This is a genomic window from Gammaproteobacteria bacterium (assembly GCA_036381015.1).
In the GTDB taxonomy this organism is placed as follows: Bacteria; Pseudomonadota; Gammaproteobacteria; order Steroidobacterales; family Rariloculaceae; genus ZC4RG20.
In genome coordinates, this window is the sequence record DASVDR010000046.1 from 1 (window position 1) to 14,019 (window position 14,019).

Genomic DNA, 14,019 nt, shown 5'->3' on the forward strand with positions numbered 1-14,019 from the left:
CATCACCTCGGCCGCATGCTCCTCGTTGAACGCGATCAGCGCGTCGAGCGAGCGCGGGCCGTCCTCGACGGCCGCGAGGTAGCGATCGATTCCCGCCTTGAACTCGTGGAGGAGCACTTCGAGCTCGGCCGCCCGGAGCTCCGCAGGGAGCCGGAGCTCGATCGGATCGACGAGCTCCGCCCCGGCGTCGCGAAGCATCGCGAGCCAGCGCTCGAAGGCCGCCTCGACGCTCGCATCCGCGCCTGCGCCGTCATAGTCGCGGACGACGCCGAGCCGCACGCCGGCAAGATCGGCCAATGCCGCCGAATCGGACGGCTCCGCGCGGAAGTCCCCGGCGAGCGTCGTCGCCGGCGCGCCATTGCGCGGATCCTCGCCGGCGGCGGGGTCCCGCATAACGGCGAGCAGCATCGCGGCGCCGCGCACGGTGCGCGCGAACGGACCGGCCGTGTCCTGGCTCGTCGCGATCGGAATGATGCCCTCGGCGCTTACCAGCCCGACGGTCGGCTTGATGCCGACGACACCGTTCACGCCGGCCGGACAGACGATCGAGCCGTCGGTCTCGGTGCCGACCGCGAGCGGCGCGAGCCCGGCCGCGACCGCCACCGCCGAGCCGCTCGACGAGCCGCACGGGTTGCGGTCGAGCACGTACGGATTCTTGGTCTGGCCGCCGAGGCTGCTCCAGCCGCTCGTCGATTGCAGCGAGCGGAAGTTCGCCCACTCGCTGAGATTCGCCTTCGCGAGAATGACGGCGCCCGCCGCCCGCAGCCGCGCGACGACCTCCGCGTCCGCGGCGGCGTGATGATTCGCGAGCGCAATCGAGCCCGCACTCGTCGCGATCCGGTCGCCCGTATCGATGTTCGCTTTCAGCACGACGGGGAGCCCGTGCAGCGGGCCGACCGGGCCTTCTTCCGCGAAGCGGCGATCGAGCTCGCGCGCGATCTCGATCGCGTCGGGGTTGATCTCGATGATCGCGTTCAGCTCCGGACCCGCGTCGTCGACGGCCGCGATTCGCGCGAGAGCGGCCCTCGTGAGTCGCTCGGCCGACACGCGGCCGGACCCGAGCGCCTCGGCCAGCGCCGGCGCGTCGAGATCGAGCCAGGCAGAGTCGGCGCCGGGCGCGGAGTCGAGCGGCGCAGTGCCGGCCGGCTCGTCGGTGCACGCGACGGCCGCGAGCCACACCGCGAGCAACGCGGCCGCGGAGCGAAGCCGCGCTCGCGCTCTGCTCCGAGCTTCGAACGAAGGGGCGCAGCCTGCGGCCGTGGACATCGTGCGCTTATCGTAGCGGGTCGGCCGAACGAAAGGGCCATGCGGTATCGGGTCGGCCGGACGAAAGGGCCGCGCGATCGTCCGGGAATGCCGCATTACCCGGGAAGGCTCCTACAATCGGCGGCGGCGCCGTCCGGTTGCAGCGCCTTTTCGGGCCTTTTCGGGGGAGCCTCGTGACCCGCTTCGAGACCGAAGTCCGTTCGCCTCCCGCGGCATTTCCGCTGCTGGCTCTCGCGTTCGCCGCGAGCGGGTGCGCGGCGCTGATCTACGAGGTCGTCTGGTTCCAGCTCCTCGGCTTCGTGATCGGGGCTTCGGCCGTGTCGGCCGGCGTGCTGCTCGCGACGTTCATGGGCGGCCTTTGCGCCGGAAGCCTCCTCTTTCCCCGCGTCGTATCGCCGCGGGCGCATCCGCTTCGCGTCTACGCGCTTCTCGAGCTCGGCATCGGCGTCTGCGGCCTCGGGGTGCTCTACGCGCTGCCCGCGATCGGCGGGGTCTATGCCGCGTGGGCGGAATCGGGCTCCGCCGGGATCGCGCTGCGCGCCGGCGTCGCGGCCGTTTGCCTGCTGCCGCCCACGATGCTGATGGGCGCGACGTTGCCTGCGGTCTCGCGGGCCGTCGGACTCACGCCTCGCGGCGTTGCGCGTATCGGCGTGCTTTACGGCGCGAATCTCGCGGGGGCGGTAGCGGGCAGCCTGCTCGCGGGGTTCTACCTGCTCCGCGTTCACGACGTCGCCGTCGCGACGCTCGTTGCGGCCGGCCTCAATCTCTCGATCGCCGCCGGCAGCCTGCTGCTCGCCCGCGCGATGCGCCGGCCCGAAAGCATCGCGGCGGGACCGGCCGGTCGCGCCGCGCCGGTCGGCGCCGGTGCCTCCGCGGGGGGCGGCACCCGCGTGCACGTCGCGATCGCGCTGTCGGGGATGGCCGCGCTCTCGGCCGAGGTCGTCTGGACGCGCCATCTCTCGCTCGTGCTCGGCGCCACGGTCTATGCGTTCGCGCTGATACTCGCCGTCTTTCTCGCCGCGCTCGGTCTCGGCAGCGCCGCCGGCGCGGCGCTCTCGCGCCGGCTGCCCGCAAGCGCGGCGTTCGCGGGCTGCCAGCTTCTGCTGTGCGCGGCCGTCGCGTGGGCCGGCTACGCCCTCGCGCGCTCGCTGCCTTACTGGCCGCTCGACGTGACGCTGCCGGCAACGTCCGCCGTGATGCTCCAGCTCGATCTCGTTCGCGCCGCATTCGCGACCTTCCCTGCGGCGCTGCTTTGGGGCGCAAGCTTTCCGCTCGCGCTCGCGGCCGCGGCGCCCACGGCGCCGGACCCGGCGCGGGGCGTCGGACGCCTGTACGCGGCCAATACGCTCGGCGGGATCGTCGGCGCGCTTGCGACGAGCTTCGTCCTCGTCGTCGCAATCGGAAGCCAGGCCACGCAGCAGGTGCTGATCGCGCTCTCCGCGGCCGCGGCCCTGCTCGTGCTCGCCCCGTGGCGCGATGGGGCGATGCGCGCGGGCGCCGCGGCGCTGACCGTCGCCGCCGCGGCCGCCGTTCTCGCGCGGACGGTGCCGCTGTTGCCTCCACAGCTCGTCGCGTACGGCCGCTTCATGCCGACACGCGCGGCCGACATCGACGTCGTGTACGCGCGCGAAGGGCTTACGGCTTCGGTGGCCGTCTCGAAGGAGCCGGGCGGCCATCTGACGTACCACGCCGCCGGCAAGGCCCAGGCGTCGACCTACCCGCAGGACATGCGGCTGCAGCGCATGCTCGGTCATCTCACGACGCTGATTCCGGAGGATCCCGAGTCCTTTCTCGTGATCGGGCTCGGCGCCGGCGTCACGGCCGGCGCCGTGAGCATCGACCCCGCCGCGAAGCGCGTCGTCGTGGCGGAAATCGAGCCGCTCGCCCGGCAGGTCGCCGGGCGGTATTTTCGAGCGCAGAACTTCGGCGTCGTCGACAACCCCAAGGTCGAGATCGTCGTCGACGACGGCCGGCACTTCCTCGCGACGACCGCCGAGACCTTCGACGGCATCACGTCCGACCCGCTCGACCCGTGGGCGAAAGGCGCGGCTTCGCTGTATACGGTCGAGTTCTGGCGGCTCGTCAAAGCGCGCCTGAGGCCGGGCGGCGTCGTCACGGTCTTCGTGCAGCTTTACGAGACCACCGAGGAAGCGGTCAGGAGCGAGCTGGCGACGTTCTTCGAGGTGTTCCCGAACGGCGCCGTGTTCGCGAACACGGTGCAAGGCTCCGGGTACGACGCCGTCCTCGTGGGCTTCGCCGGCGACCCGGTCGTCGACGTCGACCGGCTGCATGCGCGTCTCTCGCGGCCGGAGTACGCGCGGGTTGCGCGCTCGCTGGAAGAGGTCGGCTTCCCGACGGCCGTCGACCTGCTCGCCACGTACGCGGGGCGCCGGTCGGATCTCGCCGCGTGGCTCGAAGGCGCAGCCGTCAACCGCGACCGAAACCTGCGGCTGCAATACCTCGCCGCCGACGGCTTGAACCTCTACCGCGCGAACGCGATCTTCGCGAGCATGACCGCCGGCGGTGTGGAGTTCCCGGAGGATCTCTTCACCGGGTCCCGGACCCGGCTCGCGCCGCTGCACTCGGTGCTCCGCGCGCGCGACGGGCGGTTTTGAACCGACTTTCCCGGTCGTGCTATGCGCGAGCCACGGACACGAACCTTTCGTCGCCGCGGTACGGTGTAAAGCGTTTGCGGTACTCGCGCGGCGTCACGCCGATGGTCCTCATGAACGCGCCGCGCATCTGTTCCTCGTTTCTGAATCCGCAGCGCTTGGCGATGGACCCGAGCTTCTCGTCGGAGTGTTCCAGTAAGCGCCGCGCGGCGTCGACGCGAATGGCTTCGACGGCCTTGGCCGGCGTGCGGTTGCGCTTCGCCGCGTACACGCGTGCGAAGTTTCTCGGACTCATGTGGACTCGCTCGGCGAGTGCCTCGACGCTCAGATTCGCAGTAAGGTTCTCGGCGATCCACTGCTCGAGATCGGTGAACTCGTCCGATGCCGATTCGACTTGAGCGGCCAACAGCGCGCTGTACTGCGACTGCCCGCCCGCGCGTTTCAAGTACACGACGAGCACGCGCGCCACGTCCAAGGAAAGCTGCCGCCCGAGATCCTCTTCGATCAGCGCCAGCGCCAGGTCGATGCCCGTGGTCATTCCCGCCGACGACCACACTTGGCCGTCGCGCACGAAGATGGCATCCGGTTCCACGGTGACCGTCGGATAGCGCTCCGCCAGGAGCCCGCACTGGAGCCAGTGAGTGGCCGCGCGGCGGCCGTCGAGCAGCCCGGCTGCGGCCAACAAGAAGCTGCCGACGCAGACCGAGCAGATCCGCGAACAGTCGCTCGCTCGCTCACGTACCCAGTCGATGAGCGCCCGGTCGCGCGTGACGTCGTCGATTAGAAAGCCGCCAGGCACGATCAGCGTGTCGATGGGCGTGCCTTCGAGCGCATCGATCGGCCGCGTGACGAGCTCCACGGCGTCCGACGTCATTACCGGACCTCCGCAAGAAGAGACCACCACACATTCGTAGGGCGGAGCGCCGCGGCCGCGCGTGGACAACGCGCTTGCGAGGCGGAACGCTTCCAAGGGGCCGGCAAGGTCGAGCAGCGAGACCCCGTGGTAAGCGGCGATGACGATGCGGCGTGGGGACGTCACTGTCTCCCGGCAGGATTTCCCCTTTTTATGTCATTGCGCTTGGGGACCTGTCAACGGCAGCATACCTTCGTCGAGGACTCCACGATCCAGGGACACGACGAAAATGAGAAGCACGGCCCTTGTCGCCGAGGAGCAGTTCGCCTCCGGCGAAACGCATGTCTCGACCACGGCCCTCGTGGAGCCGAGCGGCGACGATCGAGCCGACGTTGCCGGCGCGGTCGGTGTTGCCGGCGTCGACTACTTGAGCATCTACACGCCCGAGCTGCGACGTTCCGTCGAGCTCTATTCGCGCGTCTTCGGGTTTTGCGTGGTCGGCGCCTCACACGACCGCGCCGGACGATCGGTGCTGATGGCAGCCGGACGGTTGTATCTCGCCATCCGCGAGCGGCCGCGGGGCGAATTCGACTCGACGGGGGCGCTCGGCTGGAGCTTCGTCGTCGACGATCTCGACCGGGCGCGTGCGATCACCTGGGATCTCGGCATCGTGCCGATTCGCGACGGAACGCACGAGCCGCAGTGCGATTCTCCGTGGCGCCGGCGCCGCTCGTTCGTCATCCGCGATCCGGACGGTAACGAGATCGAAGTCGTCGAGCGGGCAGGCTGATGCGGCGGCCGCAATCGCGTTGGACTTTCACTCCACCTTGCGCGGGCGCGTCATGCGTACGTGTCGCCTTCGAACTCGATCAGGCAAAAGCCGTGGCCGAACGGATCGGAGAAGGTGATGCACTTCGACCCTCGCCATTCGAGACAGCCGCTCTCTCGAGTGGCGCCCGCACGCGTCGCGCGCTCTGCGGCCTGACTTAGATCGTCGACGACGATGTCGAAGTGCACGGGCGTCCAATGACGCGTATAGCCGCGCCGGTCCGCAACGTGTTGGGACGGTGTGGATCCGGCGGGCTTCTCGAGCAGGTATATCAATGCGGCGCCGTTCTTGAGCTCAGCCACGTCGTCGTCGAGTCGGCGCGTGAGCTCGAAGCCGAGCGCCGCCGTATAGAATTCGATCGCAGGCACGAGCTCCGGGACATCGACATTTACGATCATTCGCATGAATCACCTCCTGCCCTTACGGCGTAAGCCGAGCAGCACCGCGGCGCTCAACGGCGTGCCGTCGCCGTCTCCTCCAGAAACGCTCGCAGAGCGGCGATGTACTGCCGCTCGCTGCGAATATGCGCCTCGTTATGCGTACCGGCGAGCTCGACGAGCGCGCGCCCGTCCCGTGCCGCGGCGAAGATCGCTTCGGCATGATGAAACGGTGTGATCTCGTCGTCACGGCTGTGCACGACGAGGACCGGACACTCGGCTTCCGCGACGAAGCGCCGGGTTGGATAGTCGAAGCGGCTGAGCCAGCGGGCCGGAAGCCACGGGTAAAGCTCCGCGGCGAGATCCGGGATGGAGGTAAACGCCGACTCGACGATCAGCGCACCCGGCGATGTGCGTGCCGCGAGGTAAGCCGCGATCGCGCCGCCGAGCGAGCGGCCGAAGATGACGATGTCGGACGGCGGAACCTCGCGGGTCTCGGTGAGGTACCGCCACGCCGCGTCGGCGTCGCGATACGTGCCGTGCTCTGAGGGGCGTCCCTCGCTTGCGCCGTACCCGCGATAATCGATGATCAGCACGGAAAGGCCCAGGCCGTGAAAGACGTCGATCGATTCCAGGCGGTGAGAGATATTGCCCGCATTGCCGTGAAGGAAAAGCAGCACCCGGTCGCCGCCCGATACGAACCAGCCGTGTAACGCGACGCCGTCGGCCGTGCGCAGGATCACGTCCTCGTAAGCAAGCCCGATATCGTGCGGTGTCCTGAGAATGGCGCGGCTCGGCACTTCGGGGAGGTAGACCAACCGATGCTGCAGAAAGAAGATGCCGGCGACGATCAGCGCGTAGCCGGCCACCAGGGCGACGAAAATCTTCAGCATCGATGTCGACTCCCCGACGCGCGGCTACCTGCCGGCGTCGTTCATTATGCAGAGGCACACGGATATGCGGTGGGCCTCGAGGTCACGGGGTCGCCGCGAGACTAACGCGTAATCGACACCGTGTCGGCCCTCCGTCCGTCGAGAGCACTCGCAGCTGTCCCCGCCTTCCGCGCTAGACGCCGTCGAGCGCGAGCAGGTGCTCTGCCGGTCATCAATTCTGGTGATTACGGCCGGCGCTGGAGTCTCTACCCTCCCCTCGACGATTTCCAAAACCAAACTGGAGGAGGCTCATGAAAAAGACGCGTGGCAAGCTCGCCGCCGCATGGCTGTTGCCGATCACCGCTCCCGCCGCCGCTATGGCCGACCACACCCACCACGCCTACGACGCGGGATGCCAGCGGCGGCGAGCGAGCGCTTCGTCAATATTGGTGATCGCCGTCGACAACGATCACAGGGACGAGACATTTGCCCTACGTTCCCCGGCGCGAAGGAAGCAGAACCGCGCTAAATTACGTGCGACGCCGTCTTGCAGACAACATCCGAGGGCTCGATGACCGCTCAGCTATTCACCCCGTTTCATATCGCTCGGCTCGAGCTTGCCAACCGCATCGTCATCGCACCGATGTGCCAGTACTCGGCCAAGGACGGCTGCATGACGGACTGGCATGTCATCCACCTGGGTCATCTGGCGCTCTCCGGAGCCGCTCTCCTCACGATCGAAGCGACCGCCGTGACGCCCGAAGGCAGGATCACGTATGGGGACGTCGGCTTGTACTCCGATGCTTGTGAGGCCGCGATGCGTCGTACGCTCGACGCCGTGCGTCGTTGGTCGGACATGCCGATCGCGATACAGCTCGCGCACGCGGGCCGCAAGGCATCGACGGAAGTCCCTTGGAAAGGCGGTGCACAGCTGCCCGCGGACCATCCCAACGGCTGGCGCACCGAGGCGCCGTCGGCAATCCCTTACCGCCCGAACGAGGCCGCACCGGCCGCGCTCGATCGCGACGGCCTCGGGCGGGTGCGCGAGGCGTTCGCGGACGCGGCGCGGCGCGCCGTGCGGATCGGCCTCGACGCCGTTCAGCTTCATGCCGCACACGGCTATCTTCTTCACCAGTTCTTGTCGCCGCTCTCGAATCGGCGCGACGATGAGTACGGCGGCTCGCTCGAAAATCGCATGCGCTTTCCGCTCGAAGTCTTCGATGCGGTGCGTGCGGCTGTTCCGCCCGATCTCCCGGTCAGCGTTCGAGTGTCCGGAACGGACTGGGCGCCGGGCGGGTGGGATATCGGTCAAACCGTAGAGTTCGCGCGCGCGCTCGAGGCTCGCGGTTGCAACGGAATCCATGTCTCGAGCGGCGGCTTGACGCCGGATCAGCAGATTCCTGTCGGGCCGGGCTATCAGGTGCCGCTCGCCCGAGCGGTCAAGGCGGCGGTGAAAATTCCGGTTGTCGCGGTGGGCTTGATCGTCGACTTCGATCACGCGGAATCCATCCTGGTCGCCGGCGATGCAGACCTGATCGCGCTCGCCCGTGCGATGCTCTACGACCCGCGCTGGCCGTGGCACGCCGCCGCCCACTTCGGCGCAAGCGTGAAGGCGCCGAAGCAGTACCTGCGCTCGCAGCCGTCGCGCTATCGGAACTTGTTCGACTACCGCGCGAATGACTGATCCCTCCGCCGCCATGCATCGCAAACTGCCGAGACGGAGCTGCAGTCGGACTGCGCTCGAGCCAAGAGCCTGAGGAAACGGAGCCCGAGTAATCTCGGCGCGGCACACCTAGGCCAACCGTTCCCGTCCCGCCCCCGGGAATATGCTTCTGCGCATTTCGTCTGGCAGCCTGCCAAACCGAGGCGTAGGCTCTTTCGCGAAGACCTTTTACACGGGAGAGCATCATGGCAAGCATCGTCGATCAGTATCTGAAGAATAACGAGCAGTACGCCAAGGGCGAGGCATTGCACGATGCCAAGCATCCCGGTAAGCAGAAGATACAACCGGCCAAGCGGCTTGCCGTAGTTGCATGCATGGACGCCCGTATCGACGTCGAGGATCTGCTTGGTCTACAGACCGGCGATGCGCACATCATTCGCAACGCGGGCGGGGTCATCAATGAGGACGCGATTCGCAACCTCATCATCTCCCATCACCTGCTCGACACGAAGGAATTCGTGCTGATCCACCATACCCGCTGCGGCATGCTCGCGTTCACCGATGACCTCCTGAAGGCCGGCCTCGAGGGCGACGCATCAGCCGAGAAGCTGCTCGCACAGGCGACCGGACGCAAGTTCGTGAGCTGCGGTAGATCCGCATCGACGCCTGAGGCCTTCCACGCTTTTCGCGGCGGCCCGCATCCGCTCGACGCTGACGACGAGCATGCGCGGGAACGTTTGCAGTGGGACGTGCGACGCGGAATCTCGGCGGTTCTGAACCACCCATGGCTTCCGACGAGCGGGCCGGACGCGATCTCCGTTCGCGGCTTTGTCTACGACGTCGACACCGGCAAGCTCGAGGAAGTCAGCTACCCCGGGCCAACGGGGCCATCGGAGTGACAGGCGAATCATGACGGACGATAGAAAGCGCCCGGCGCCTCCTTAATCGAGGGCTCGAATCGAGGGCTCTGCCGAAAACGCGGCTGCAAGGCCCGCGCGGCGCCGAGTCGGCTCTCGGCGAAGGGTCGAACCGCCTGATTAAGTCCCGGGCCCGGGAACGAATATCCGCGGGCGCAGTCTCTTGCAGTCGGGGACGCCCGCGGAACAGCAGGGGGGATAGCGGCCTAATGTCGTTTCAGCATCTCGGCGCATCCGATTGCGCCGACTCGCCTCTTTTCCCGCGCCCCAGCGTTACCGACCCGCGATCGCACGACTTACCTCGAGGAACGAAGCCATGCTCGAAAAATTCCGCACACCACGCATCTTCGCACTCCTAGCCGTGCTCGTTGCCGCCCCCGCCGCTGCGCAGGATCTGAAGATCGGCTATGTGAACTTCGAGTTGCTCGTGCGGGAGTCACCCCAGTACGAGCAGTCCGCGGCGACGCTGCGGACGGAGGCCGCCCGCATCGAGAGCGAGATCATGACGATGCAGCAACGGCTCGACGAGGCGCGGCAGCGATTGGAGCGGGATGCTTCCGTGCTGAGCCAGCAGGAACGGGCCGACCTCGAGCGGGAGGTCCGCGACCTCGCGCGGGACGTGCAGCGCGCCATCGAGGAGGGCCGGCAGGACTTGAGCATCCGCGAGAACGAGGAGCTCGACAGGATTGGTCGGCTGGTGCTCGAGGCCATTCAAGCGTACGGGCGAAGCGAGAGCTACGATCTGATACTCCGCGCGGCCGCCTACGTCGACGAGGACCTCGACGTCACCGACGCGATCCTCGAGACCCTACGGGAGGACGAAGACTAGGCCGATCAGCACCGCCCGCGCGCAGAGCATCGCGAGCCCGAGGAACCACCTCGATACCGCGGCCGCCGGGCTGGCGGGCCCGGCCGGCGCCGGGACCCGCCCCTGGAGCCGGATGATGTCCGCTGCCGCCCGCGGATCAAACGGCGTACAACGGGTGTACCGGCGCCCCACCGAGTCGTACTCGGCCGGCGTCCTCGAGCCACAGCGCCTGGCCCACGATGTGCCGGCGCATCGCGTGCATGTCGCGATGCGCGCGCTCGAGCGGGCACGACGTGTACAGCGAGCTGATGCCGCCTGCTGCGTACATCGTGTCGACGGCCGTCTCGGCGGCGTCGGCGGCATGTAGGCTCGCGCCCCACAACGACGTGATCCCGTCGATCGCGGGCGGCCCGCCGGCGACCGCCGTGCGCCACAACTGCGACGCGCACGCGTGCAGGTACGTGCGCGCCGCCTCGAGGGCAGCGCTTTGCCGCGCGATGTCGGCGAGCAGCGACGGCCGCTCCCGGAGCGGAGCGCCTTCGGGCGGCCTTTTCGTGCTCGTGAGCTCGATGAGCGTGTCGACGGCGGACTGTGCGATGCCGAGCGCTTGCGCGCCGTACGCCGCCGCCATCGAGCAGATGATCGGAACCCGACCGAGGGCCCCGTCGAGTGTGCTTGGCTCCGCAACGAACAACGTAAGCTCCTGCGGCACGCGCACGTTCTTTGCAACCACGTCTTGGCTTCCGGTGCCGCGCAATCCGCAGGTTTTCCAGGTGTCGAGGACCTCGCAGTCGTCGCGCCGCAGGAATGCAAAGCGCAGCTCCGGCGTGTCCGGTTCGATCATGCGCGGCTCGCCGTTCTCTTCGACTACGCAGAGCAGCAGGATCCACTCCGCGAGCTCGCAGCCGGAGACGATTTCCCAGCGTCCGCTCACTCGATACCCGTCGGCGATCGCCGCGGCGCGCCCCGTCGGGCGCGTGGAGCAGGCGTAGAGCCAGCGCGGGTCCTCGAACACCGCCGCGCGCGCGTCGCTCGAGAGAAACCGCCCGAAGAAGCACGGCAGCGAATTGTTCCACGCCACCCACGCCACCGACGCATCGGCATACGCGAGCGTCTCGTAGACGTCGAGCGCCGCGTCGAGCGGCAGCGCCGCGCCCGCGAGCTCTTTCGCTAGCGCGAGCCGGCACAACCCGCCGTCGCGGAGCCGCTCGACGATCGGTGCCGCGATATTTCGGGCCGCGTCCGTTTCGTCGCGTAGGCTTTGGATCAACGGCGACAACTCTCGGGCGGCGGCGAGCGCTGCGGTTTCCATGGCGTTCCTCCTCGCGGTCGGTCGGTGCGAGGCGCCAACATAGCGAGGCGCCCGGCCGACGCGCTTCGGAGAAACCACCCAAACGAAGGGGGGCGGACGTTGGGTGATTTCACCCACGCCGGCAGGGGACCGACGCGGGGTCGCGAGCGCTGGACGCGTCGTGCTTTACACGAGTCGATGCCGAAACGCGTACGCGGTGGCCGCCGCGCGCGACGGCACGCCGAGCTTCGCGAAGATGTTGCTGACGTGGCGATCCACTGTCTTCTCGCTGAGCGCGAGCTCGGCCGCGATCTGCCGGTTCGTGCGCCCCGTCGCGACGAGCCGCAGCACCTCGAGCTCGCGCGGCGTGAGACCGCCCGCGGCGTCGCGCGGCCCATGAGGACGCGCGCGCAAGGCATCGGCGTGCGCGAGATCCGGCCGCGCCTCGAGACGCTCGAACGCCGCCCGCGCCGACTCGAGCTCGAGCGCGGCGCCGTCCTCGTCGCCGAGCGCGCGACAGGCGAGCGCGATCGACACACGTGCTCGCGCCGCGAGATACGGCGCGCCGAGCTCCTGCCAAAGGCCGAGCGCGCGGCGCAGCGACGCGAGCGCCGCGTACGCGTCACTTTCGACGAGCTCGATCTCGCCGCGCATGTGCGCCGCCGTTGCGGCGATGAGCTCCGTGTCGAAGCGGGCCGCGATGCCGGCGAGCTCGTCGCCGGCCGCGCGTGCGGCGGCAACGTCGCCGGTCGCGATCATGATCTCGACGTAGGCCGGCAAGACTTTGACGCGCTCGAGCGGCTCCTGCGTCGCGCCGACGACACGCCTGATCGCCGCAGCCGCCATCCGCGCTCGCCCTTGCGCGAGCCGCAGCAACGCGAGCCCCGGCTGCGGCTCGTAGCCGTAGCGGCTCGCGTCGCGGTAGGCGTCCTCGGCCTCGCGGAGCTCGCCCCGCAGGCGATGGATCTCTGCCATCTCGTAGAACGCCGTCGCGGTCGAGCGAGCATCACGCTCGGGATCCCGACGCGTCGCGCGCTCGGCCTCGGCGAGCGCCTCGCACCACGCGCCCTGAAGCCGCAGAACCTCGGCTCGATGCACGAGACAGGACGCCGAGAACGCGACCATCTCCGGTTGCTGCCCGCACCACTCCGCGAGCGCAGACGTCCATTCGCGAGCGCGGCCGGCCGCGCAGATTTCCCGGCAAGCCTCGATCACCGCGCAATACATCAGTCCCGTCACGATCGGTGAGTGCGCCTGCGTCGTGACCGCGAGCATCACCTCGTCGAGCCGCGCGAGGCCGCGCGCGACGTCGCCTTGCCGCAGCAGGATACGCCCCTGGTCGAGCCGCGAGCACGTCAAGAGCTCGACGTCGGCGAATTGCTCGGCGATCGCGGCGATCTCGTCCGCGAGCGCCGCGGCCTTGTCGAGCTCGCCGCCGCGGACCGCCTGCTCCACGGCGGGCAACAGCAGGTAGCCGCGCTCGGCGCACGCGCGAGCCTCCGACTCCACGAGACGCTCGGCGCGCGCGAACCAGCCGTTAGCGCGACCGCCTTCGCCGCGAAAGAGCAGCCGCAGGCCGAGCCAGAATGCGCAGCGCACGCTCTGTAGGCGTCGGCCCTGATTCAGATGCGCGTGATGGGCGCGCTCGAGCGCGGCGAGATAGTCATCGTCGCGGCCGGCGAGATACGCAGCCTGGGCGAATCGCTCGAGATCCTCCGCGCAGAGCTCACAGGCGCGGTCCGCGCTCTGGAAGGCGTTGAAGGCGAGCGCCCACGCCCGCCGCTCGTGATGCCGGCGGGCTTGCTCGAGGTCGGAGGCGGGTGCGGCCTCCATAAGCAGATCCTTTCGATGCGGTCGCCAACTCGTGTATAGCTTCCTGCGCTCCGGAAAACAACTTGGAGCGGAGGGACTGAATCCTCGATGATCCATTCGCTCGATGGAATCGAGCGCCCAGTCGTAGACCGCACCGGCCAGATGGAGCTACCGATGAGAAACGAGCCCTCCAGCCCACTCTTCACCCTTTCTCCGTCATTGCGGAAGGTGGTCCTGACGGCCCACATCGCCGTCTCTGTCGGACTCCTCGGCGACTCGGCCGGATATCTCGCAGTGGCCATCCGAGCGGCGGCGGCCGGCGACCCGACGGTCGCCGAAGTTTCGTACCAAACGCTCCGGATGTTCGCTTTCATGTTCGGTATTCCGCTCAGCTTCGCTGCATTGTTGACGGGGCTGCTGCTGGGCGTCGGTACCAGGTGGGGCGTGTTGCGATACCCATGGGTGATCGCCAAACTCCTTTTGATCGTCTCCGTTATTGCCGTCGGGGCGCTGGTACTCAAAGGCGGGATGGACGCGATGCTGACCGGACGCGGCGGGGCCGAGGGACGGTTGATCGCTGGGGCGGCCTACGACGTCGTCGCGCTCATGGTCGCCACTGCGCTCGCGGTGTTCAAGCCGGGGAAACGATTGGCGCAGAAGCAATGATCGGCCGCGCTCGGACGCAAATTCAGATACCCGGCGGCGATCGCATTGGCAAG

General features: G+C 68.4%; 12 protein-coding genes. 6 read left to right on the plus strand and 6 right to left on the minus strand.

What is annotated here, in order from left to right:
* Positions 1–1,266, minus strand: a 1,266-nt coding sequence (locus VF329_15245; protein HEX7082362.1) for an amidase family protein, incomplete at its 3' end; no start/stop codon positions are given.
* A 173-nt stretch (positions 1,267–1,439) separates the two neighbouring features.
* Between VF329_15245 and VF329_15250 the strand changes: the two genes are divergently transcribed.
* Entirely contained in the window at positions 1,440–3,881 is a 2,442-nt protein-coding gene (locus VF329_15250; GenBank protein ID HEX7082363.1) for a fused MFS/spermidine synthase, read from the plus strand.
* A gap of 19 nt (positions 3,882–3,900) precedes the next feature.
* On the opposite strand, the gene VF329_15255 is transcribed toward VF329_15250, so the two are convergent.
* Positions 3,901–4,917 carry a GlxA family transcriptional regulator gene (locus VF329_15255; GenBank protein ID HEX7082364.1) on the minus strand — a complete coding sequence of 339 codons (1,017 nt, stop codon included), beginning with the start codon at positions 4,915–4,917 and terminating at the stop codon, positions 3,901–3,903.
* 103 nt (positions 4,918–5,020) lie between these two features.
* On the opposite strand from VF329_15255, the gene VF329_15260 reads away from it, so the two are divergent.
* Entirely contained in the window at positions 5,021–5,521 is a 501-nt protein-coding gene (locus VF329_15260) for a VOC family protein (protein ID HEX7082365.1), read from the plus strand.
* 50 nt (positions 5,522–5,571) lie between these two features.
* Here the strand turns inward: VF329_15260 and VF329_15265 are convergent, their stop codons facing one another.
* Together VF329_15265 and VF329_15270 are read right to left on the minus strand one after the other, a co-directional pair.
* Positions 5,572–5,964, minus strand: coding sequence for a VOC family protein (locus VF329_15265; GenBank protein HEX7082366.1), 393 nt, complete (start codon positions 5,962–5,964; stop codon positions 5,572–5,574).
* A 47-nt stretch (positions 5,965–6,011) separates the two neighbouring features.
* Complete coding sequence (locus VF329_15270) at positions 6,012–6,830, minus strand: alpha/beta hydrolase (protein ID HEX7082367.1); 819 nt, start codon at positions 6,828–6,830, stop codon at positions 6,012–6,014.
* Between the two features lie 550 nt (positions 6,831–7,380).
* Between VF329_15270 and VF329_15275 the strand changes: the two genes are divergently transcribed.
* The 3 genes from VF329_15275 (at position 7,381) to VF329_15285 (ending at position 10,218) form a co-directional block, all read left to right on the plus strand.
* Complete coding sequence (locus VF329_15275) at positions 7,381–8,493, plus strand: NADH:flavin oxidoreductase/NADH oxidase (protein HEX7082368.1); 1,113 nt, start codon at positions 7,381–7,383, stop codon at positions 8,491–8,493.
* 224 nt (positions 8,494–8,717) lie between these two features.
* Positions 8,718–9,371, plus strand: coding sequence for a carbonic anhydrase (locus VF329_15280; protein HEX7082369.1), 654 nt, complete (start codon positions 8,718–8,720; stop codon positions 9,369–9,371).
* Between the two features lie 334 nt (positions 9,372–9,705).
* Positions 9,706–10,218: an OmpH family outer membrane protein gene (locus VF329_15285; protein ID HEX7082370.1), complete on the plus strand. Its 513-nt coding sequence runs from the start codon at positions 9,706–9,708 to the stop codon at positions 10,216–10,218.
* A 136-nt stretch (positions 10,219–10,354) separates the two neighbouring features.
* On the opposite strand, the gene VF329_15290 is transcribed toward VF329_15285, so the two are convergent.
* The gene (locus VF329_15290; GenBank protein ID HEX7082371.1) at positions 10,355–11,509 is read right to left on the minus strand and encodes an acyl-CoA dehydrogenase family protein; all 1,155 of its coding nucleotides are present in this window, start codon (positions 11,507–11,509) and stop codon (positions 10,355–10,357) included.
* A 165-nt stretch (positions 11,510–11,674) separates the two neighbouring features.
* A complete protein-coding gene (locus VF329_15295) occupies positions 11,675–13,321 on the minus strand; it encodes a response regulator transcription factor (protein HEX7082372.1) in 1,647 nt (548 codons plus the stop codon).
* Between the two features lie 87 nt (positions 13,322–13,408).
* Between VF329_15295 and VF329_15300 the strand changes: the two genes are divergently transcribed.
* Positions 13,409–13,966 carry a hypothetical protein gene (locus VF329_15300; protein HEX7082373.1) on the plus strand — a complete coding sequence of 186 codons (558 nt, stop codon included), beginning with the start codon at positions 13,409–13,411 and terminating at the stop codon, positions 13,964–13,966.
* Positions 13,967–14,019: the final 53 nt, after the last annotated feature.

Bases quoted from the DNA above. Each gene is read 5' to 3' on its own strand.
- VF329_15280 (HEX7082369.1), top strand. From the start codon at position 8,718: ATGGCAAGCATCGTCGATCAGTATCTGAAGAATAACGAGCAGTACGCC.
- VF329_15275 (HEX7082368.1), top strand. From the start codon at position 7,381: ATGACCGCTCAGCTATTCACCCCGTTTCATATCGCTCGGCTCGAGCTT.
- VF329_15265 (HEX7082366.1), bottom strand. From the start codon at position 5,964: ATGCGAATGATCGTAAATGTCGATGTCCCGGAGCTCGTGCCTGCGATC.
- VF329_15285 (HEX7082370.1), top strand. From the start codon at position 9,706: ATGCTCGAAAAATTCCGCACACCACGCATCTTCGCACTCCTAGCCGTG.
- VF329_15295 (HEX7082372.1), bottom strand. From the start codon at position 13,321: ATGGAGGCCGCACCCGCCTCCGACCTCGAGCAAGCCCGCCGGCATCAC.
- VF329_15300 (HEX7082373.1), top strand. From the start codon at position 13,409: ATGATCCATTCGCTCGATGGAATCGAGCGCCCAGTCGTAGACCGCACC.
- VF329_15290 (HEX7082371.1), bottom strand. From the start codon at position 11,509: ATGGAAACCGCAGCGCTCGCCGCCGCCCGAGAGTTGTCGCCGTTGATC.
- VF329_15270 (HEX7082367.1), bottom strand. From the start codon at position 6,830: ATGCTGAAGATTTTCGTCGCCCTGGTGGCCGGCTACGCGCTGATCGTC.
- VF329_15260 (HEX7082365.1), top strand. From the start codon at position 5,021: ATGAGAAGCACGGCCCTTGTCGCCGAGGAGCAGTTCGCCTCCGGCGAA.